Annotated in this window: 20 protein-coding genes; 4 read left to right on the forward strand and 16 right to left on the reverse strand. The window is 64.0% G+C overall.

Annotated features, from left to right (window positions below; all coding sequences use genetic code 11):
- Window positions 1-30: 30 nt before the first annotated feature.
- From carB to ACFPO9_RS04025, 6 genes are all read right to left on the reverse strand, one after another.
- Complete coding sequence (gene carB / locus ACFPO9_RS04000) at window positions 31-3,261, reverse strand: carbamoyl-phosphate synthase large subunit (RefSeq protein WP_379767373.1); 3,231 nt, start codon at window positions 3,259-3,261, stop codon at window positions 31-33.
- Window positions 3,262-4,425 (reverse strand): glutamine-hydrolyzing carbamoyl-phosphate synthase small subunit, encoded by a 1,164-nt coding sequence (gene carA, locus ACFPO9_RS04005; protein ID WP_379767376.1) that lies wholly within the window; start codon window positions 4,423-4,425, stop codon window positions 3,262-3,264. It lies immediately after the preceding gene.
- A 221-nt stretch (window positions 4,426-4,646) separates the two neighbouring features.
- Window positions 4,647-5,054: a GlcG/HbpS family heme-binding protein gene (locus tag ACFPO9_RS04010; RefSeq protein WP_379767378.1), complete on the reverse strand. Its 408-nt coding sequence runs from the start codon at window positions 5,052-5,054 to the stop codon at window positions 4,647-4,649.
- 26 nt (window positions 5,055-5,080) lie between these two features.
- Window positions 5,081-6,010, reverse strand: coding sequence for a patatin-like phospholipase family protein (locus ACFPO9_RS04015; RefSeq protein WP_379767381.1), 930 nt, complete (start codon window positions 6,008-6,010; stop codon window positions 5,081-5,083).
- 108 nt (window positions 6,011-6,118) lie between these two features.
- On the reverse strand, window positions 6,119-6,907 hold the full coding sequence (locus ACFPO9_RS04020; RefSeq protein WP_379767384.1) for a hypothetical protein: 789 nt from the start codon (window positions 6,905-6,907) through the stop codon (window positions 6,119-6,121).
- 19 nt (window positions 6,908-6,926) lie between these two features.
- On the reverse strand, window positions 6,927-7,760 hold the full coding sequence (locus ACFPO9_RS04025; protein ID WP_379767387.1) for a hypothetical protein: 834 nt from the start codon (window positions 7,758-7,760) through the stop codon (window positions 6,927-6,929).
- A gap of 131 nt (window positions 7,761-7,891) precedes the next feature.
- On the opposite strand from ACFPO9_RS04025, the gene ACFPO9_RS04030 reads away from it, so the two are divergent.
- Complete coding sequence (locus ACFPO9_RS04030) at window positions 7,892-8,728, forward strand: alpha/beta fold hydrolase (protein WP_379767390.1); 837 nt, start codon at window positions 7,892-7,894, stop codon at window positions 8,726-8,728.
- 6 nt (window positions 8,729-8,734) lie between these two features.
- Complete coding sequence (locus tag ACFPO9_RS04035; RefSeq protein ID WP_379767393.1) at window positions 8,735-9,688, forward strand: helix-turn-helix transcriptional regulator; 954 nt, start codon at window positions 8,735-8,737, stop codon at window positions 9,686-9,688.
- Here the strand turns inward: ACFPO9_RS04035 and phoR are convergent.
- The 7 genes from phoR to pstS form a co-directional block, all read right to left on the reverse strand.
- Window positions 9,685-10,977, reverse strand: a complete 1,293-nt coding sequence (phoR, locus tag ACFPO9_RS04040; RefSeq protein ID WP_379767611.1) for a phosphate regulon sensor histidine kinase PhoR — start codon at window positions 10,975-10,977, stop codon at window positions 9,685-9,687. The genes ACFPO9_RS04035 and phoR overlap by 4 nt on opposite strands.
- A 90-nt stretch (window positions 10,978-11,067) precedes the next feature.
- Complete coding sequence (locus tag ACFPO9_RS04045; protein ID WP_379767396.1) at window positions 11,068-11,760, reverse strand: response regulator; 693 nt, start codon at window positions 11,758-11,760, stop codon at window positions 11,068-11,070.
- 4 nt (window positions 11,761-11,764) lie between these two features.
- Entirely contained in the window at window positions 11,765-12,469 is a 705-nt protein-coding gene (gene phoU / locus ACFPO9_RS04050; protein WP_379767399.1) for a phosphate signaling complex protein PhoU, read from the reverse strand.
- Between the two features lie 173 nt (window positions 12,470-12,642).
- Window positions 12,643-13,410, reverse strand: coding sequence for a phosphate ABC transporter ATP-binding protein PstB (gene pstB / locus ACFPO9_RS04055; protein ID WP_379767402.1), 768 nt, complete (start codon window positions 13,408-13,410; stop codon window positions 12,643-12,645).
- Window positions 13,407-14,249: a phosphate ABC transporter permease PstA gene (gene pstA / locus ACFPO9_RS04060; RefSeq protein ID WP_379767405.1), complete on the reverse strand. Its 843-nt coding sequence runs from the start codon at window positions 14,247-14,249 to the stop codon at window positions 13,407-13,409. Before pstA ends, pstB begins: the two co-directional genes overlap by 4 nt.
- Window positions 14,250-14,261: 12 nt before the next feature.
- Window positions 14,262-15,194 (reverse strand): phosphate ABC transporter permease subunit PstC, encoded by a 933-nt coding sequence (gene pstC / locus ACFPO9_RS04065; protein ID WP_379767614.1) that lies wholly within the window; start codon window positions 15,192-15,194, stop codon window positions 14,262-14,264.
- 218 nt (window positions 15,195-15,412) lie between these two features.
- Complete coding sequence (gene pstS / locus ACFPO9_RS04070) at window positions 15,413-16,453, reverse strand: phosphate ABC transporter substrate-binding protein PstS (RefSeq protein WP_379767408.1); 1,041 nt, start codon at window positions 16,451-16,453, stop codon at window positions 15,413-15,415.
- A 235-nt stretch (window positions 16,454-16,688) separates the two neighbouring features.
- Between pstS and ACFPO9_RS04075 the strand changes: the two genes are divergently transcribed.
- Window positions 16,689-16,871 (forward strand): hypothetical protein, encoded by a 183-nt coding sequence (locus ACFPO9_RS04075; protein WP_379767411.1) that lies wholly within the window; start codon window positions 16,689-16,691, stop codon window positions 16,869-16,871.
- Window positions 16,872-16,953: 82 nt separating this feature from the next.
- Here the strand turns inward: ACFPO9_RS04075 and ACFPO9_RS04080 are convergent, their stop codons facing one another.
- Genes ACFPO9_RS04080 through alr form a run of 3 tightly spaced genes read right to left on the reverse strand, consistent with a single transcriptional unit; the run spans window position 16,954 to window position 19,826 of the window.
- Entirely contained in the window at window positions 16,954-17,271 is a 318-nt protein-coding gene (locus ACFPO9_RS04080; RefSeq protein ID WP_379767414.1) for a PilZ domain-containing protein, read from the reverse strand.
- A 52-nt stretch (window positions 17,272-17,323) separates the two neighbouring features.
- Complete coding sequence (gene radA / locus ACFPO9_RS04085) at window positions 17,324-18,703, reverse strand: DNA repair protein RadA (RefSeq protein ID WP_379767416.1); 1,380 nt, start codon at window positions 18,701-18,703, stop codon at window positions 17,324-17,326.
- A 16-nt stretch (window positions 18,704-18,719) separates the two neighbouring features.
- Window positions 18,720-19,826 (reverse strand): alanine racemase, encoded by a 1,107-nt coding sequence (gene alr, locus ACFPO9_RS04090; RefSeq protein WP_379767418.1) that lies wholly within the window; start codon window positions 19,824-19,826, stop codon window positions 18,720-18,722.
- Window positions 19,827-19,986: 160 nt separating this feature from the next.
- On the opposite strand from alr, the gene lplT reads away from it, so the two are divergent.
- Window positions 19,987-21,249, forward strand: a complete 1,263-nt coding sequence (gene lplT, locus ACFPO9_RS04095; protein ID WP_379767421.1) for a lysophospholipid transporter LplT — start codon at window positions 19,987-19,989, stop codon at window positions 21,247-21,249.
- Window positions 21,250-21,271 lie beyond the last annotated feature (22 nt).

The raw sequence follows: 21,271 nt of genomic DNA on the forward strand, positions 1-21,271 counted from the left end.
TAATGCTTGCTACTGTACTACTTCTGACGCTTAGTTTAGTGTTTTATGAAGGCCTTGTAAATCATAGACCCGCAACTCGTCCAGGTGGCGCATGCCCTGCACCGCCGCCTCGGCGCCGGCGATGGTCGTGTAGGTCACGACGCGCGACTGCAGGGCCGAAGTACGGATGGTGCGCGAGTCGTTGATCGCGCTGCGCTTTTCCTCCACCGTGTTCACCACCATCGCGATCTCGTGGTTCTTGATCATGTCGACGATGTGCGGACGGCCTTCCAGCACCTTGTTGACCGGGGCGACCGGGATGCCGGCGGCGGAGATCACCGCCGCGGTGCCCTTGGTCGCCACCAGCGAGAAGCCGAGCTTCACCAGGTCGCGCGCCACCTGCACGGTGCGCGGCTTGTCGGAACCCTTCACCGACAGGAACACGCGGCCCGAGGTCGGCAGGTTGACGCTGGCCGCCAGCTGCGATTTCACGAAGGCTTCGCCGAAGGTCATGCCGACGCCCATCACTTCGCCGGTCGACTTCATTTCCGGGCCGAGGATGGTGTCCACGCCCGGGAATTTCACGAACGGGAACACGGCTTCCTTGACACTGTAGAACGGCGGGACGATCTCCTTGGTGATGCCCTGCTGGGCCAGGGTCTGGCCGACCATGCAGCGCGCCGCGATCTTGGCCAGCTGCAGGCCGGTCGCCTTCGAGACGAAGGGCACGGTGCGCGAGGCGCGCGGGTTCACTTCCAGCACATACACGGTGTCCTGGACCTTGCCGTCCACTTCCGCGCGCTGGATCGCGAACTGCACGTTCATCAGGCCGACCACGTTCAGGGCCTTCGCCATCAGCGAGGTCTGGCGCTTCAGCTCATCGATGGTCTCCTGCGACAGCGAGTAAGGCGGCAGCGAGCAGGCCGAATCGCCCGAGTGCACGCCGGCCTGTTCGATGTGTTCCATCACGCCGCCGATGAAGGTGGTCTCGCCGTCCGAGATGCAATCCACATCCACCTCGATCGCGTCGTTCAGGAAGCGGTCCAGCAGCACCGGCGAATCGTTCGACACCTTGACCGCTTCGCGCATGTAGCGCTCGAGGTCGCGCTGCTCGTGGACGATCTCCATCGCGCGGCCGCCCAGCACGTAGGACGGGCGCACCACCAGCGGGTAGCCGATCTCGGTGGCCAGCGCCAGCGCCTGCTCTTCGGTGCGCGCGGTGCGGTTCGGCGGCTGGCGCAGGTCCAGCTTCTGCAGCAGCTGCTGGAAGCGCTCGCGGTCTTCGGCGGCGTCGATCATGTCCGGCGAGGTGCCGATGATCGGCACGCCGTTGGCTTCGAGGTCCAGCGCCAGCTTCAGCGGGGTCTGGCCGCCGTACTGCACGATGACGCCTTCCGGCTTCTCGAGGTCGACGATCTCCAGCACGTCTTCCAGGGTCAGCGATTCGAAGTACAGGCGGTCCGAGGTATCGTAGTCGGTCGACACGGTCTCCGGGTTGCAGTTGACCATGATGGTCTCGTAGCCGTCTTCGCGCATGGCGAGGGCCGCGTGGACGCAGCAGTAGTCGAACTCGATGCCCTGGCCGATCCGGTTCGGACCGCCGCCCAGCACCATGATCTTCTTCTTGTCGGTCGGCGCGGACTCGCACTCTTCATCGTAGGTCGAGTACATGTAGGCGGTGTTGGTCGCGAACTCGCCGGCGCAGGTGTCGACACGCTTGTAGACCGGACGGATCCCCATCTCGTGGCGGCGCTTGCGGATCTCTTCCGGCTTCACGTGCATCAGGAAGGCCAGGCGGCGGTCCGAGAAGCCCTTCTGCTTCAGCTTGTACAGGACGGTCTTGTCCAGGCTTTCCAGCTTCTGGTGATCCAGCCACAGCTCGATGTCGACGATTTCCTTGATCTGGATGAGGAACCACGGATCGATCTTGGTCAGCGCATGCACTTCTTCCAGGGTGAAGCCCTGGGCGAAGGCGTCGCCCACGTACCAGATGCGCTCGGGACCCGGCTCGCCCAGCTCTTCCTCGATCTTCTCGCGGTCGCGCGTCTTTTCGTTCAGGCCGTCCACGCCCACTTCCAGGCCGCGCAGGGCCTTCTGGAAGGATTCCTGGAAGGTGCGGCCGATCGCCATCACCTCGCCCACCGATTTCATCTGGGTGGTCAGGTGCTTGTCCGCGGCCGGGAATTTTTCGAAGGTGAAGCGCGGGATCTTGGTGACCACGTAGTCGATCGACGGCTCGAAGGACGCCGGGGTCGCGCCGCCGGTGATGTCGTTGCGCAGCTCGTCGAGCGTGAAGCCGACCGCCAGCTTCGCCGCGATTTTCGCGATCGGGAAGCCGGTGGCCTTCGAGGCCAGCGCCGACGAACGCGACACGCGCGGGTTCATCTCGATGACGATCATGCGGCCGTCGGCCGGGTTGATCGAGAACTGCACGTTCGAACCGCCGGTGTCGACGCCGATCTCGCGCAGCACGTTGATCGACGCGTTGCGCATGATCTGGTATTCCTTGTCGGTCAGCGTCTGCGCCGGCGCGACGGTGATCGAGTCGCCGGTGTGGACGCCCATCGGATCCAGGTTTTCGATCGAGCAGACGATGATGCAGTTGTCCGCCTTGTCGCGCACCACTTCCATCTCGTACTCTTTCCAGCCCAGCAGCGATTCCTCGATCAGCAGCTCCGAGGTCGGCGAGGCTTCCAGGCCGCGCTTGCAGATCGCTTCGAATTCTTCTTCGTTGTAGGCGATGCCGCCGCCCGAGCCGCCCATGGTGAAGGACGGACGGATGATGACCGGGAAGCCCAGTTCGCGCTGCGCCGCGCGCGACTCGTCCATCGAGTGCGCGATGTAGGAACGGGCGGAGCCCAGGCCGATCTTGGTCATCGCGTCCTTGAACTTGGCGCGGTCCTCGGCCTTGTCGATCGCTTCCGGCGAGGCGCCGATCAGCTCGACCTTGTACTTGTCCAGCACGCCGTGCTTGTGCAGGTCCAGCGCGCAGTTCAGCGCGGTCTGGCCGCCCATGGTCGGCAGGATCGCATCCGGACGCTCTTTCTCGATGATGCGCTCGACCGCCTTCCAGGTGATCGGCTCGATGTAGGTGACGTCGGCCGTTTCCGGGTCGGTCATGATGGTTGCCGGGTTCGAGTTGACCAGGATGACCTTGTAGCCTTCTTCGCGCAGGGCCTTGCAGGCCTGGGCGCCCGAGTAGTCGAATTCCACCGCCTGGCCGATCACGATCGGACCGGCGCCAATGATCAGGATACTTTTAATGTCGGAACGCTTTGGCATTTATTTTTTCTCCTGAGCTTGCATGAGGCTGATGAAACGGTCGAACAGATACGAAACGTCGGTCGGGCCGGGCGAGGCTTCCGGGTGGCCCTGGAAGCAGAACGCCGGCTTGTCGGTGCGCTCGAAGCCCTGCAGCGAGCCATCGAACAGCGAGACGTGGGTGACGCGGCAGTTGGCCGGCAGGGTTTCCTGGTCCACCGCGAAGCCATGGTTCTGCGAAGTGATCAGGACCTTGCGGGAATCCAGGTCCTGCACCGGGTGGTTGGCGCCGTGGTGGCCGAACTTCATCTTGACGGTCTTGGCGCCGGAAGCCAGGGCCATGATCTGGTGGCCGAGGCAGATGCCGAAGGTCGGGATGCCCGAATCGATCACCTGCTTCGTCGCTTCGATCGCGTAGTCGCAGGCGGCCGGGTCGCCGGGGCCGTTGGCCAGGAAGATGCCGTCCGGGTTCAGGGCAAGCGCCTCGGCGGCGGTGGCTTGCGCCGGCAGCACGGTGATCCTGCAGCCGCGCTCGGCCAGCATGCGCAGGATGTTGCGCTTGACGCCGTAGTCGAAGGCGACCACGTGGAACCGGGGATTGTCCTGCTTGCCGAAGCCCTGGCCCAGCTTCCATTCGGTCTCGCTGAATTCATACGGCTCTTTCACCGACACGACCCTGGCCAGGTCCATGCCGTTCAGGCCCGGGAAGGAACGCGCCAGTTCCAGCGCGCGCGCTTCGGACGGCTCGACACCCTGCTGGGCGGTGAGGATGGCGCCGTTCTGGGCGCCCTTCTCGCGCAGGATGCGGGTCAGCTTGCGGGTGTCGATGCCGGCGATGGCGACCACGTTTTCCTGCTTCAGGTAGTCGCCCAGCGATTGGGTCGAGCGGAAGTTCGACGCCAGCAGCGGCAGGTCGCGGATGATGAGGCCGGCGGCATGCACTTTCGATGCCTCCACGTCGGCCGGGTTCACGCCCTGGTTGCCGATGTGCGGGTAGGTCAGGGTGACGATCTGACGCGAATAGCTGGGGTCGGTAAGGATTTCCTGGTAGCCCGTGATCGCGGTGTTGAACACCACTTCACCGGTCGTGTGACCGATGGCTCCAATCGAATGACCTTTGAAAATGGTTCCGTCTGCGAGGGCCAGGATGGCTGGGACGGCTGGGCCAGAAAAAAATGGCGGCAAGGGCAACTCTCCAATAAAGTTGCCGTAGCCGCGCCACGTCAGACTGACCTTGGGTACGCCGCGACGATGGATCTACCGTGGGCGCGAGGTCTACAGAATGATGATGTAAGTGGGTATGCGCTACGGCAGGTGAGTAAGTAGATAAACTTCCGAATTATAGCGCGAATCCGCCTGTCCGGCAATCCATGGTCCTTACATTCCCCTGCCGTTCCGCCAGGAAATTACAGGCCGAGGGCCGCGATGCCGGCCTTGGCGATCTGCACGTCCTCCGCCGATTTCACGCCGGAAACACCTACCGCGCCGATGGTCTGGCCGTCGACCACGATGGGCACGCCGCCTTCCAGCATGCCCTGCAGTTCCGGCGCACTGAGGAAGGACACGCGGCCGTTGTTGATCATGTCTTCGTAGGCCTTCGACTCGCGGCGGCCCAGCGCGGCGGTCTTGGCCTTCTCCGGCGCGATGTAGGACGAGATCGGCGCGGCACCGTCCAGGCGCTGCAGCCACAGCAGGTGGCCGCCGTCGTCGACGACGGTAATCACCACGTTCCACTTGTTGGCCAGTGCCTCGGCTTCGGCGGCGGCGGCGATCTTCTTGACGTCTTCGAGGGTCAGTACGGGCTTGGTTTGCATTTTCTTCTTCCTTGTTGTGGTCGTTGTTATCGGGTAGGCGCCGGGCTCAGCTGTTTGGCCTTGAGCTGTGCCTTCAGCTGCGACATCACCGATGCGGCGGCCTGCTCGCCGGCCAGCACCGCCAGGTTGCGGCCGTTGAAATCGGCGCTGCCCATGGCGCCCAGGGCCGGCGTGATGACGACGTCGGCATCCTTCAGCTCGTGCTGGTTGAGGCGCTGTCCCATGATGGTAAAGGTCTGCATCAGGACGTCAAGCGAACTGGCCGTTGCCTGGGCCTCGGTGGCGCTGGAGATATTGACGGCGATGATGAACTCGGCGCCCATCTCTTTCGCGAAGCGCACCGGCACCGGCGCCACCAGGCCACCGTCCACATAGCTCTTGCCGGCGATGCTGACGGGCTGGAACACGCTCGGCACGGCCGAGGAGGCGCGCACCGCCTGGCCGGTATTGCCGCGCCGGAACAGGATCGGCTGGCCGGTCTTCAGGTCGGTGGCCACCGCGCCGAAGGGGATCTTGAGCTTTTCGATCGGCTGGTTGTGCACGGCCTTGTTGACATAGGCCTGCAGCGCCTCCCCTTTCAGCACGCCCGAGGACTTGCTGAAGAAAGGCAGGGCCCAGTCCGAGATCGAAGCCTCGTCCATCTCCATCGCCATCTTCTGCAGCGTGAAGCCGTTGTAGCCGTAGGCGTACATGGCGCCGACCACCGAACCGGCACTGGTGCCGACCACGAAGTCGGGCACGATGCCCTGGGCTTCCAGGGCTTTGATGACGCCGATGTGGGCGAAGCCGCGCGCGGCGCCGCCGCCGAGGGCGAGGCCGATCTTGACGTGGCGCGGCTGCGGCGCCACCGCGGGGCTGGCGGGAATCTGGGTGGGCGGCTGGGTAGGCGTGGAGCCGCAGGCGGCGAGCAGCAGGGCCGCGGCGGGGGCGAGCAGGAGGGAGCGTCGAGACGGCATGGATCCGGAGCTAGGGGGAAAGATGGGATTGTAACCCGAGTCGATCCCGGCCTGGCTTAAGCAAGGGTGAAGCCGCCCCCCGCGTTCAAACCCGGCGTGACCCGCACGCTATCGATTTCTCTCCCAGGCTTCGCGCAAACGTTCGCAAGTTTTTGCCATCAAGGCGGGGGCGATTTTGACGTTGGCGTCCATGCCTGTCAGGCGGCCCTTGAGACAGTCCTTGTATTGCATCTCGTACGAATCGCGGATCTCGCTTTTCAGTTCCTGATCCACACCGGCCTCGGAGCCGGCGCTTCTGCCCGCTCCCTCGCAGATATAGCACTCTGTATCTTCGTGAAGTATCGCGTAGGCCAGCGACGTCGCGGGCGTGCTGCCGTTTGTCCACTCGATGTCGGTCGGTCCGGTGACCACACGGTGCAATGGATGGCCAACCCGGTTCAGCTTCGCGCCGAGCTGCGCGCTCTCCTGAAGGAATACGGTGACTTCCGAACATTGCCCAGCCGGTGGGCTCACATGCACAACGACCTTGGACGAGCGTCCGTAAGCATGCATGCTGATCACTTTCGACTTGATCGATGCGCTGGCGCTGCATCTGCCCAGCTTGCGGTTGCATTTGCATTGCGCCGTGTTGTCGACGAAGCCGGCATCCTGGCCTGGTGCGGCGGCGGGCTGCGCCCGCATGTCCGGCGTCGCCATGGCATCGATCGTGGCGCGAATCGTCTTGCAGGTGTCGCGCATTTCCGGATTGGCGCTCAGGAAGTCGGGGGTGCAGGTCGAACGGTACTGGCTTTCCAGCTCCGCCCTGGTCTGGGCCGGCGCCAGCGGCATTGCGATTGCAACCAGGAGCGCTACTCCTCCTCTTAGCCAACGCAAGATGGCCGGGTTATCCGTTCTCATACACCCTCCGCATCGTAGCCTACTGCAGCTGCACCGATATGCCGGTGAATTCGAGGTCGTCAAAATCCGTGCCCCTGACCCCGGTCCTCATGACGAAACGGATGGCTCCGGCGGGCGCCGTCGCCGGAACATTGAAGCTCATCCGATATTCGGTGTACCCGCCGGCTGCATCGGAGTTCGATACCAGCTGGTACGGCGCGCCGACATAATTGCCTGCGCTGTCGACCAGGGCCGCGTAGCCTGGCTGCGTCTGATCTTGCCCTTGAAGGCCGCGAATCAGGACGCGCACGAGCGCCGTCCGTGCGCTGCCAGAGGCGTTGGCCGGCAAGTCGAACAGGGGCAGGATGATGTCATTGCCGCGGGTTGCCGTCTGCAACTGCGAATTGTTCGAGCCTGAAAAATTCTCATCGCCCAAATGGATGATGTCGCTGAATTGGCGGGAGGTAAATTCGTTAGGCCCCAGGGTTTTCATGGCGCCGTCGGCGGCGCCGACGACGTAGTTGGTGCGAGCAGCGAGGGGACCGGTGTAAAAAAACTTCATGGCGGCGTATCCATCCTTGTACACACCCAGCATGATCGGGTTGACGCTACCGAAGTCGGCGACATTCACCTTGAAGGCGTATTGCCCGGCGCTGTCGGTTGAGGCTTTGTAGGTTCCAGTCGGCGTCGGCAAATAGACCTCGGCGCCTTGCACGGGTGTGCCGCCGGCACTAATCATGCCGCTGAATTTGGCCTCGGTGGCCAGCAGTTCATTCGCTGCGGGCGCCGGCGCTGCGCTTTCGCCGCCACCCCCACCACCGCCACAAGCGCTCAACAGGCAAAACGTGGCCAGCAAGAAATGTCGAGTGTTCATGGCGCCCCCAATTCACTTGCAAACGGATGGAATGTGGCAAAACAGGCACCAACCGCCGGGTTCGGTCTGGTAATCTGGCCTGGACTGCTATTCGAGTCTATCGAGCGCCCAGTGTTTTGAACATGATGCAAATGCACTACGCCGGTGGATGGATGTCCGTTTTTGGAGGCAAGGAAGTGAAACGCCCGCTCAAGGCCCCATCGACACTCTTCCTCCACGGCGGACCGGGCGCGTCATCGCGCGTGGAACGCCTTTGGATAAAAGACCTTGCGCACATCGACTGGTGGGACCAGCCGCGTCCAGCGGCGGACGACGCGATGGCGGCGCTGCTTCGGGCGGTCGAGGACAAATTGCGCCGCTGCGCCGATGCATTTGGCGGCCCCGTGCATTTGCTGAGCAGTTCATTTGGCTGCGAACTGGCTGTACACCTGCTGCGCTGCATGCCCGCGCGCGTGAGCAGCCTGGTGATGCTCGCCCCCGTGTTCGACGTGCCGGCGGCATTCGCCGGATTGGCGCGCGCACAGCTGGCGCGCACGGGTGCCGAAACGCTGGCGCCGGTGCTAAGCACTTACCGGCAACTACCTTCGCGCACGAATTTCTGGGCGCTGTTGGAAGTATTGCTGGCGAGTCGGAATCTTTTCGATTGTTACTGGGGCGCTGCGAGCCGCGAAAAAATGGATGCCTTCGTCGCGCTACTGGGTGAACGCCAGACCTTCGATTTCGCGTCCTTCCGTTCGACCCTGGACGATTTCCTCATCCCTCGTGCGGATGGGCCTGTCGAGTTCCGCGGCCCGGTCACGGCTGTCCTGGGTTCCTGCGACCCACTCGTCGATCCTGCGACGGCGATCCCGGCGATACGCCTTCGCTTTCCGGAAGCGGGCATCTTGACGGTCAAGACGGGCCACTTTCCCCATCTCGAAGTTTCCTCCGACATGTGGGAACCGGAACAGCTTCATCGGCTGGCCTGAGGTCCCATGCATCCCGTCAGCCGCGCACTACTGAAGTTGTACGACGATTGCCTTACCCTGGCAATCGACCAGTTTCAAGTGGCGATATTCGACCATCTCCAGTCCATGGTCCGCTTCGACACGGCGCGCCTGATCGGCGTCGACATGGCGGGTGGCAGTGCGACAGTGCGCAGTTCGATCCTGTTTCGGGAACCCGAGTCGATGCCCCTGCACTGGGAAGAAATATCGAAGCTCGACACCGTGCTGTCGACCGTGGCCAGCACCCCCGGGCGCGCGTGCAATTACAATGCGCGCCAGCGCTACTCCGCGCCGAAGGTCGCCATCGTATTGGACTACACGACCCGGTTTCGCCACATGAACGGCCTGGTGGTCGCTACCACGAACGGGGTGCCCGGCTATCTCGAAGGACTGTCCTTGTACCGCGCCCGCGACGAGCAGCCTTTCAAGCCTGCCGACGAATCCATCATCGAATCCTTCGCGCCGCATATCCAGCAAGCGCTGCAGATCAACCGCGCGCTGGCGCAACGCTGCGAGGAACAGGCGGCGCCGTTCGCCATTGTCAGCGCGGCGGGCGCCTTCAATTTCTGCAGTCCGAGGCTGTTCGAGATGCTGTGCACGGAATTCCCGGGCTGGCGTGGGCCGCTGGTGCCGGCTCTGGTCCGGCATCGGCTAGCAACCGGGAGCGCCTACGCGATGAGCACGCTGCCGGTGGAACTGCGTCTGCGCCGGTTCGGCAGCGTGTGGCTCATGACAGCGCTGCCGCTCGCGTCCTCAGGACTGACTCTGCGCGAGGCCGCGGTGGCGAAGCTGTTTGCCCAGGGAAAATCGCACAAGGAGGTGGCGCGCAGCCTGAACCTGGCCCCTGCCACCGTCCGCAATTTCCTCCAGCGGATCTATCAAAAACTGGATGTGCACGACAAGGCTTCCCTGGCCGTCAGGTTGATGGCCAGGGAAGCCTAGCCCGGCAAGGAGGTATTCGGCAGCGATGCCGTAAACACGCTCCCCTTCCCCGCCTCCGAGCGGATCGCCAGCTTGCCGCCATGCCGAAGCAGAACGTGCTTGACGATCGCCAGCCCCAGGCCGGTACCCTGGGTCTCGCGCGAGCGGCTCTTGTCGACGCGGTAGAAGCGCTCGGTCAGGCGCGAGATGTGCTGCGCGTCGATGCCGATGCCGGTGTCCGCCACCGTGAAGCGCAGCTCGTTCGGGCCGCGCGTCCAGGACAGCAGGATGCGCCCGCCCTCCGGCGTGTAGCGCACCGCATTGGTCGCCAGGTTGCCGAAGGCGCTGCGCAGTTCGTCCCAGCTGCCCATCACGTCCGGCCCCTCGACCGAGAACTCGATGTCGTGGCGGCCGTTCGACAGGGCGCGCGCATCGCCCGCCACCTGCTCCACCAGCGCGTGCATGTCGACCCGCTCGCGCTTGAGCGGGTACTCGTCGGACTCCAGGCGCGACAGGGTCAGCATGTCCTCGATCAGGCGCTGCATGCGCTGGCCCTGCTCCGTCATCAGCTTCAGGTGGGCGACCCGGGTGCGCTCGTCCATGCCCGGATCGGCCAGCGCGATCTCGAGGAAGCCGACGATCACGGTCAGCGGCGTGCGCAGCTCGTGCGAAGCGTTGGCGATGAAGTCGCGGCGCATGGCTTCGATGCGCTCGGTCTCGGTGGCGTCGTGGGTCACCAGGATCTGCCGGCGGTTCTCGAACGGGATGATCTGCACCACCAGCTTGCGGTTGCGGATCGCCAGCGTCAGCGGCTGCTCGTAGCGCCCGAGGATGATGTAGTCGATGAATTCCGGATGGCGGATCAGGTTGGTGACGCGGCGGCCCTTGTCCTTGTCCAGGGTCAGGCCCAGGTGGCGCTCGGCGGTCGGGTTGCACCATTCGAGGAACAGCACGTCGTCCATGATCGCCACGCCTTCCGGCAGCAAGTGCATGGCCTGGCGGAAGCGTGCCAGCCATTCGGCCAGCTCTTGCTGGTTGCGCTCGTCGTCGCGGCGCAGCCTGTACAGACGGGCGAAGACGTCGGTCCAGGAACCCCAGCCGTCCGGCAGGCGGCTGCTGTGCGGATGGTGCAGCCACTCGCCCAGCTGGTGCAGGTAGGACAGCTGCACCACCAGCAGCGCCACGGTGATCGCCAGCGCCAGCGCCAGACCGGCCACCAGGCCGAACAGCCACCATGCGATGCCGGCGGCCACGAACACGAGGCTCAGGCGCAGCAGCGCCGGCACCCAGAACAGCAGGCGCGGATGCATGCCCGCATGCGCCGGCGCGCCGGGTGCGGGCGTCGCCCCGGTTGCGGAGTCCGGCGTGGCATCCGGCGTGGCGTCGGGAGCGGCTTGCACTTACAGCTCTTTCTCGGTCAGCATGTAGCCCACGCTGCGCACCGTCTTGATCAGTTTTTCGGCTTCCTTCAGGGCCTTGCGCAGGCGCAGCACGTGGACGTCGACGGTGCGCTCCTCGACCGCCGAGGCGTCGCCCCAGACCTTGTCGAGCAACTGGCTGCGCGAGAACACGCGCTCGCGGTGGGCCATCAGGAATTTCAGCAGGCGGTATTCGGCGTTGCCCATCTCGAGCTGGCGCCCGTCCAGGGTGACGGTGCAGCTGCCCGGGTCGAGCACCACCGGGCCCGCGTTCAGCGGCGCCTCGGCCAGGTGCGGGCTCTTGCGCCGCAACAGGGCCTTGGCGCGCGCCAGCAGCTCCTTCGGCGAGAAAGGCTTGGTGACGTAGTCGTCCGCGCCCGTGTTCAGGCCGGCGATCTTGTCCTCTTCCATGCTCTTCGCGGTCAGCATGATCACCGGGATGTCCTGGAAGTCGCGGTCGCCGCGCAGGCGCGACAGCAGCCGCAGGCCGCTCTGGTCGGGCAGCATCCAGTCCAGCAGCAGCAGGTCGGGACGCCCGTGCACGATCGAGTCCCAGGCCGAGGCCACGTTGGCGGCGGTGCGGATCTCCCAGCCGGTCTCGCGCAGCGAATAGCTCACCAGCTCGACGATGGCCGGTTCATCCTCGACGATCAGGACGCTCGTGTTGGACGCCATCGGTTCAGCCTTCCGCCTGGCCGGCCAGCGCGGCCGGCTTGGAATGGCGGATGTCGCGCCCTTCCGCCACGTAGATCACGTATTCCGCGATGTTCTTGGCATGGTCGCCGATGCGCTCGATGGCCTTGGCCACCCACAGCGTGTCCAGCGCCGACGAGATGGTGCGCGGGTCTTCCATCATGAAGGTGATCATGTTGCGCAGGATGGTGCGGAATTCGAAGTCGACTTCGTCGTCGCGGGCGATGATCTGCAGCGCGGTCTTGCCGTCCAGGCGCGCGAAGGCGTCGAGGGCGTCGTGCAGCATGTCGGCGGTGTTGCGCGAGATGGTGCGCACGATGTCGTAGTGATTGAAGCTGACCATGCCGCGCTCGTGCAGGCTCTTGGCGGTGCGCGCGATCTTCGCGGCCTCGTCGCCGATGCGTTCGAGGTCGGTGATCACCTTGATGGTCGCCATCACGGTGCGCAAATCGTTCGCGGCCGGCTGGCGGCGCACGATCAGGTGGCTGCAGGCGTCGTCCAGCTGGACTTCGAGCTGGTTGACGGCCTGGTCGTCCGCCATCACCTTGTCCGCCAGGTCGATGTTACCGACGCGGAAGCAGTTGAGCGCCTCGTCGAACTGCGTTTCCACCATGCCGCCCATGAGCAGCACCTTCGAGCGGATGGCTTCGAGTTCCTGGTCGTACTGTTTAGAAGAGTGATCGCCTACCATAATTATTCCTGTCGAATATCGTTATATTAACTTGTCAGCAGACCTTTAGCTTCACGAGGGGCTCGACAACCGTAGCGAGCGGCTGCTGGGGTGGCCGAGAAGCGCAGCCATACTTACGGTATGGCGAGCATCGCAGGCCGGGCCAGCAGCCGCGCAATAGGTTGCCGAGTCCCTCACCCAAAGCGGCCGGTGATGTAGTCTTGGGTTTCTTTTTTGGCCGGATTCATGAACAACTGGTCCGTCTCGCCAAATTCCACCAGCTCGCCCAGGTACATGTAGGCGGTGTAGTCCGAGCAGCGCGCGGCCTGCTGCATGTTGTGGGTCACGATGGCGATCGTGTAGTCCCGCTTCAGTTCGCTGATCAATTCTTCGATCTTGGCGGTCGAGATCGGGTCCAGCGCCGAGGTCGGCTCGTCGAGCAGCAGCACGTCCGGCTTGACGGCAACGCCGCGCGCGATGCACAGGCGCTGCTGCTGGCCGCCCGACAGCGACAGGCCGCTCTTGTTCAGCTTGTCCTTGACCTCGGTCCACAGGGCCGCTTTCTTGAGCGCCCATTCGACACGCTCGTCCATCTCGCCCTTCGACAGGTTCTCGTACAGGCGCACCCCGAAGGCGACGTTGTCATACACCGACATCGGGAACGGCGTCGGCTTCTGGAACACCATGCCGACCTTGGCGCGCAGCATGTTGACGTCCACGCCCTGCTCCAGGATGTTGCGGCCGCGGTATAGGATGGAACCCTCGGCGCGCTGCCCTGGATACAAATCGTACATGCGGTTCAGGGTGCGCAGCAGGGTCGACTTGCCGCAGCCCGAGGGGCCGATGAAGGCCGTGACCTGCTTGTCGTGGATGTCGAGGTTGACGTTCTTCAGGCTCTGGGTCTTCCCGTAATAAAAGTTCAGGCCCTGCACTTCGATGGTCTTGGTCTTGGTCGTGGTCATTGCGGATTCTTTTGGCGGAACAGGGTACGCGACAGGATGTTCAGGAGCAGCACGCTGAAGGTCACCAGCAGCGCGGCGCCCCAGGCCAGCGACTGCCAGTCTTCATAAGGGCTCATGGCGAAGCGGTAGATCACCACCGGCAGGTTGGCCATCGGCTGGTTCATGTCGGCGGTGAAGAACTGGTTGTTCAGGGCGGTGAACAGCAGCGGCGCGGTCTCGCCGGAGATGCGGGCCACGGCCAGCAGCACGCCGGTGACGACGCCGGCCTTCACGGCGCGCAGGCGCACCGTCATCGCCACTTTCCAGCGCGGCGCGCCGAGGGCGAAGGCCGCTTCCAACAAGCTGTTCGGCACCAGGTGCAGCATGTTGTCGGTGGTGCGCACCACCACCGGGATCGCGATCAGCGACAGCGCCAGCGTCCCGGCATAGCCCGAGAAGTGGCCCATGCGCGGCACCAGCAGTGCGTAGACGAACAGGCCGATCACGATCGAGGGCGCGGACAGCATGATGTCGGTGACGAAGCGGGTGACGGCGGCGAACTTGCTGTTCTGGCCGTACTCGGCCAGGTACATGCCGGCCAGGATGCCGACCGGGGTCGACACCGCGGTCGACAGGCCGACCATCAGCAGGCTGCCGACGATGGCGTTGCGGATACCGCCTTCGCTGCCCGGCGCCGGCGTATCCAGCGCGAACAGGGTGTGCGAGAGCGCGCCGAAGCCATGCACCAGCAGCGTGAACAGGATCCAGGCCAGGAAGCCGAGGCCGACCACCATGGCCAGCACCGACAGCGCGATGCCGATGCGGTGCCCCAGCAGGCGGCGGCGGTAGACGGGGTTCATGACGCCTTCCATTTATTTGGCTCCTTCTTTGCGGGACATCCCCAGCAACATCAGTTTGGCGGCCGACAGCACGATGAAGGTGATCGCGAACAGGATCAGGCCCAGTGCGAACAGCGAGGACACGTGCATCGTCGTGGTGGCTTCAGCGAATTCGTTCGCCAGGGTCGACGAAATCGAGTTACCCGCGGCAAACAGCGACCACGAAATCTCGTTGGCATTGCCGATCACGAAGGTGACGGCCATGGTCTCGCCGAGCGCGCGGCCCAGGCCCAGCATGATGCCGCCGACCACGCCGGCCCGCGTGTAAGGCAGCACGATCTTGCGCACCACTTCCCACTTGGTGCAGCCGAGACCGTACGCCGATTCCTTCAGCACCGCGGGGACGATCTCGAACACGTCGCGCATCACGGAAGCGATGAAGGGGATGATCATCACGGCCAGGATCAGGCCGGCGGTCAGGATGCCCAGGCCCATGGTCGGGCCCTGGAACATCGGGCCGATCAAGGGCAGCACGCCGAGCGTCTTTTTCAGCAGCGGCTGGATGTGGTCGCCGAACAGCGGCGCGAACACGAACAGGCCCCACATGCCGTAGATGATGGAGGGCACGCCGGCCAGCAGCTCGACCGCGGTGCCCATCGGGCGGCGCAGCCAGGCCGGGCAGATTTCGGTCAGGAACAGCGCGATGCCGAAGCTGATCGGCACCGCCACCAGCAGCGCGATCAGCGAGGTCGCCAGGGTGCCGGTGATGGCGATCAGGGCGCCGAACTGGTCGTTGACGGGATCCCACTCGTTGCGGGCGATGAAATGCGCGCCGAACTCCCTGAACGCGGGCGCGGCGCCGACGGCCAGCGAGACGATGATGCCGACCAGCACCACCAGCACCGAGGCGGCGAACAGCAGCGTGATCTTGTGGAAGAAGAAATCCTGGATGCGCTGCTTGCGCATGGTGTTGCGCAGCCGGGCGTGGCTGGCGTCGGCCAGCGCGGCCTGGCTGGCCTCTTGGTTGACTGCGGCGTCTTGTGCGCTCATTTGTTTATTCACGTTAGCATGTCGTTCCCGCGAAGGCGGAATAGTGCCCCCGGCACTATTCCGCCATGTTTGCAGGCGTTTCGACAGCTCTGGTAGAACTTGGATTCCCGCCTGCGCGGGAATGACGGGGGTGATTACCAGATCGCCTTGCCCGAAGCGTCCTTCATGTTCGCCTTCCACGCATCCTGCACCAGCTTGGTGACCGAATCGGGCATCGGCACGTAGTCCAGTTCGGTCGCGGCGGCGTCGCCGCTCTTGAAGGCGTAATCGAAGAACTTCAGGACTTCCTTGCCCTTGGCGGCGTCTTCCTGGACCTTGTGCACCAGGATGTAGGACACGCCGGTGATCGGCCAGGCTGCCTTGCCCGGCTGGTCGGTCAGGACCACCGAGAAGCCCGGGGTCTTGGCCCAGTCGGCGTTGGCGGCGGCGGCCTTGAAGGCGTCGTCGTCAGGCTGCAGGAAGGCGCCGTCGCGGTTCTTCAGCTGGGTGTGGCTCATCTTGTTCTTCTTGGCGTAGGCCCACTCGACGTAGCCGATCGAACCCTTGATGCGCTGGACGTTGGCGGCGACGCCGTCGTTGCCCTTGCCGCCCACGCCGGTGGCCCACTTGACCGCGGTGCCGGCGCCGATCTTGGCCTTGAATTCGGGGTTGGTCTTCGACAGGTAGTCGGTGAACAGGAAGGAGGTGCCCGAGCTGTCGGCGCGGTGCACGACGGTGATGTCTTCGGCCGGCAGCCTGACGCCCGGGTTCAGGGCGGCGATCGCCTGGTCGTTCCACTTGGTGATCTTGCCCAGGTAGATGTCGGCGACGACCGGACCGGTCAGCTTCAGCTGGCCCGGTGCGATGCCGTCCAGATTGACGACGGTGACCACGCCGCCCATGATGGCCGGGAACTGGAACAGGCCAGCCTGGTTCAGTTCCTCAGCCGGCAGCGGCATGTCGGACGCGCCGAATTCCACCGTCTTGGCCTTGATCTGCTTGATGCCGGCGCCCGAGCCGACCGATTGGTAGTTGAGGCCGTTGCCGGTGGCCTTCTTGTACATCTCGGCCCACTTGGCGTAGATCGGGTACGGGAAGGTAGCGCCTGCACCGGTGATGTCCGCGGCCATCGCGTTGCCTGCGAAAGCGGCCGAGGTGCCGATGATCAGGGTTGCCAGCAGTTGCTTCATGCGCATATCAAGTCCTTGTTGTACTTTGGTTAAGGGTGGTGACGCGGTGTTGATGCTGCGCAGTGTAGCGAGCAAATATGACGGCTTTATGACAGGTCTGGCGCCGTCGTAAGAATTGCTTTTATGCATGTCACATACAGACAGAACCGATGTTTCGGAACAGAATAAAAAGTCTCTTGTAAATAGCTGGCCGTCTGCTAGCTTGAAGATGTAGAGGTGGATTGGAGGATTTATTCAGCGTGTGCATGCCGCGCTTGCAGAGCGTGCGGAATCGATCGGGGGACTCGCCGAACGGCGTTTGAAGTCCATGCTGGGTTTGATTGTTACAGGTGTGATTGCAGGTATTGCCGGGCTCGTGCTCTTCGAAGCCATCTGCGAAGGCCACGGCTGCTCGGGAAAACTGCGCGACCGCTATCACGAATAGCGTATATGGCCAATTGGCCAAATTGAAAAAGCGGCGAGGCCCTCAGGGCGCTCGCCGCTTTCGTTTTGATGTTGAGTTGTTATTAACGCAGGAAGCGTGAAAGTTGCGTCATTGCCGTGAGATCCAGGTTGAGAAACTGGAATCCGACCTTGAATTCGCCGCCGCCGAAAATACAGTAGATCACCCGGGCGCGCGCCGCGATCGGGATCAGCTTGCCCTCGACCAGCAAATCGAAGCTGACCTGCCCGGTCTGCCCCATCTGCAGAGGATTCTGCACCGCAACGCTGACGCCGTTGACGCCCACATCCGAAGTCTTCCCGAGCAAGGGCGCCTGGCCCTCCATCGCGAGCACCGCCTTTACTTTCACAATCTTGCGAGCCGATTGCCTTTGATCTGTCATGACGCTTTAAGCATGTGGTGCCAATATGGAACAAACCACAAATTATAAAGCTTCAATCCAATTCGCGTAATTTATTGAAGGCTTCGTCGATGCGTTCGACCGCAACGATGGTCATGCCCTCGATCGGCTGTTTCGGCACGTTCGATTTCGGAATCACGGCCACCGAGAAGCCCAGCTTGGCGGCCTCGCGCAAGCGTTCCTGGCCGCGCGGCGCCGGGCGGATCTCGCCGGCCAGGCCGACTTCGCCGAATACCACCAGGCCGCGCGGCAGCGGCTTGCTGCGCATCGATGAATTAATCGCAAGCAGGACGGCAAGGTCGGCGGCCGGCTCGGTGATCTTGACGCCGCCCACCGCGTTGATGAACACGTCCTGGTCGAAGGCGGCGATGCCGGCATGGCGGTGCAGCACCGCCAGCAGCATCGCCAGGCGGTTCTGTTCCAGGCCGACGGACAGGCGGCGCGCGTTCGGCAGGTGGCTGGTATCGACCAGGGCCTGGATTTCGACCAGCAGCGGACGCGTGCCCTCCTGGGTCACCATCACGCAAGACCCCGGGACCTGGCTGTCGTGTTGCGACAAGAACAAGGCCGACGGGTTCGACACGCCCTTCAAACCCTTTTCCGTCATCGCGAACACGCCCAGCTCGTTGACGGCGCCGAAGCGGTTCTTGATCGCCCGTACCAGGCGGAAGCTGGATTGCGTATCGCCTTCGAAATACAGCACGGTATCGACGATGTGCTCGAGCACGCGCGGACCGGCGAGCGAACCCTCCTTGGTCACGTGGCCGACCAGAATGATGGTCACGCCGGTCTGCTTGGCGACCCGGGTCAGCTGGGCCGCGCATTCGCGCACCTGGGAGACCGACCCGGGCGCCGAGGTCAGCGCGTCCGAGTACAGGGTCTGGATCGAGTCGATCACGCACACGTCGGGCTTGACGTCGGCGATGGTGCCGAGGATCTTCTCCAGCTGGATCTCGGCCTGGAGCTTGAGCTCCCTGGCCTCGACCTGCAGGCGGCGCGCGCGCAGGGCGATCTGGGCGCCGGACTCCTCGCCCGACACATACAAGGTGTTGCGGGTGGTGGCGAGATTCGCCAGCGCCTGCAGCAGCAGGGTCGATTTGCCGATGCCGGGGTCGCCGCCGATCAGCACCACCCCGCCGGCGACCAGGCCGCCGCCCAGCACGCGGTCGAATTCCTCGATGCCGGTGCCGAAGCGCGGCACGTCGGTCGCGTCGATGTCGGCGAGCGACAGCACCGGCGCGGTCTGCGCCAGGCTCTTGTGCATGCCAGGGGTCTGCGACATCCGGTTCAGGCCGGCGGTCTCGACCTGCTCGGTCATGGTGTTCCATGCCTTGCAGTCGCCGCACTGGCCGGTCCAGCGGCTGGCCACGCTGCCGCAATCGTTACAGACGAAACTGGTTCGGGATTTTGCCATTGCTTATATATAGGGTTTAGTCGGTTCCGACGCGGCCTTCATGGACGCGCACGCGCGGCGCCAGGGCGCACATCAATTCATAGCCGATCGTGCCGGCGCCGTTCGCCACCTCGTCGATCGGCAGGCCGTCGCCCCACAGGGTGACCTTGCTGCCCACGCGGGCGTTGACGACCGGGCTCAGGTCGACGGTCATCATGTCCATTGAGACGCGGCCGACCAGGCGGGTCTTCACGCCGTCGACCAGCACCGGGGTGCCGTGCTCGGCGTGGCGCGGGTAGCCGTCGGCATAGCCGCAGGCCACCACCCCCACCGCCATCGGGCCCGGCGCCTCGAAGCGGCTGCCGTAGCCGACCGTGTCGCCCTTTTGCAGCTGCTGGATGCCGATGATCTCGGACTTCAGGGTCATGGTCGGCAGCAGGCCGTATTCGCGCGCCGTGACGCCGCCGCCCGGGGTGCCGCCGTACAGCATCACGCCGGGGCGCACCCAGTCGTTGTGCAGCTCCTTGGCGAGCGCCGCCTGGTGCAGCACGCCGCCGGAATTCGACAGGCTACGCTGCCCTTCCAGGCCCGCGGCGCCCTCGCGGAAGCGGCGCACCTGCTCGGCGATCGACAGGCGCGGGTTCTCCAGCTCGTCGGCGTTGGCGAAGTGCGTCATCAGGGTGATGTTGCGGATGCCGGGAATGGCGCGCAGGCGATTGTAGGCGGCGGCGTACTCGTCCGGGCGGAAGCCGAGACGGTTCATCCCGGTGTTCATCTTGAGGTGGACGTCGATCGGACGATAGAGCTGGGTGTATTCCAGCATCTTGACCTGCTCGATGCAGTGCACGGTGCTGTTGATATTGTGCTCGGCCAGCAGCGGCACGTCGGCCGTGTCGAAGATTCCCTCTAATAAAAGGATCGGCTTGACCCAGCCCAGTTCGCGCAGGCGCAGGGCGTTCTCGGTCTCGATCAGGGCCAGGCCGTCGGCCTGCACGAAGCCGCGCATGCCCCGTTCCAGGCCGTGGCCATAGGCGTTCGCCTTGACCACCGCCCAGGCCTTGGCCGTCGGCGCGCAGGCGCGCGCCCGGGCCAGGTTGTGCTGCATGGCGTCGAGATGGATGATGGCGTGGAGAGGACGTGGCATGGGCGTAAGATGGGGGCTCGTCAGTCGAACAGAAGTGCTATTTTAGCGCCAAGTTAGCACCAACTTGGCGCCTGCTATTGAAATGGGGTATTGTCGATTTCTTTGGGCTGGCGGCCTTTCATGGTATAAAGCAACCCACACTGTTTTTAGAAATTCTCGAATGAATCGTGGTTTTTATACCATCATGGCGGCGCAGTTCTTTTCGTCGCTGGCAGATAACGCACTGATTTTCGTGGCGATCGGTCTGCTGACGGCGATGAAAGCCCCGCCCTCCCTGACGCCCCTGCTGAAGCTGTCGTTCGTTCTGTTCTACGTGCTGCTGGCTGCGTTCGTCGGCGCGTTCGCCGACTCGATGCCCAAGGGCCGCGTCATGTTCATCGCCAACCTGATCAAGGTGGCCGGCTGCTGTCTCATCTTCTTTAGTGTTCATCCGCTGATCGCCTGCGCCGTGGTCGGCTTTGGCGCCGCCGTGTATTCGCCGGCCAAGTACGGCATCCTGACCGAACTCCTGCCCGCGGAAAAACTCGTCGCCGCGAATGGCTGGATCGAGGGGCTGACCGTGATGTCGATCATCTTCGGCACCGTGATGGGCGGCGCGCTGGTCAGCACCCACGGCGGCGCCTGGCTGATGACGCTCGACGTTCCCATGTTCGACACCGGCATCGACACCCCCGTCAAGGCTTCGCTGGCGGTACTGATCGCCGTCTACGCGCTGGCCGCCATCTTCAATTTGCGCATCCCCGACACCGGCGCCCGCTACGAGCACCAGGAACGCAATCCGCTCAAGCTGATCGCCGACTTCGCCGAATGCTCGGCCACGCTGTGGAAGGACAAGCTGGGCCAGATTTCGCTGGCTGTGACGACCCTGTTCTGGGGCGCCGGCGCGTCCCTGCAACTGATCTTGCTGGAATGGGCCAAGCGCTCGCTCCACATGCCGCTCGACAAAGCCACCACCCTGATCGGCGTGCTGGCGGTCGGCGTGGCGGTGGGCGCCGCGATGGCGGCCAAGATGATCCCGCTGAAGAAATCGCTGACCGTGATCCCGCTCGGCATCATCATGGGCATCGTCGTGATGAGCATGACCATGGTGTATTCGGTGACCATCGCCGCGCCGCTGCTCCTGCTCATCGGCCTGCTGTCGGGCTTCTTCGTGGTGCCGATGAACGCCCTGCTGCAGCACCGCGGCCACGTGCTGATGAGCGCCGGCCACTCGATCGCCGTGCAGAACTTCAACGAGAACCTGTCGATCCTGACCATGATGGCCGTGTACGCCATCATGCTCACCCTGCACCTGGACATGAACGTCATCATCATCCTGTTCGGCTTCGCCCTCGCCGGCCTGATGTACATGATCGGCCGCCGCCACGCCGCCAACCAGCGCGAGCACGACTCGCTGGCACTGATCGGCGAGCACAAGCACTGATTGCGCTTCCTCAAACCGGGGT

Source organism: Massilia aerilata, from assembly GCF_042656905.1.
Classification (GTDB): Bacteria; Pseudomonadota; Gammaproteobacteria; order Burkholderiales; family Burkholderiaceae_D; genus Telluria; species Telluria aerilata.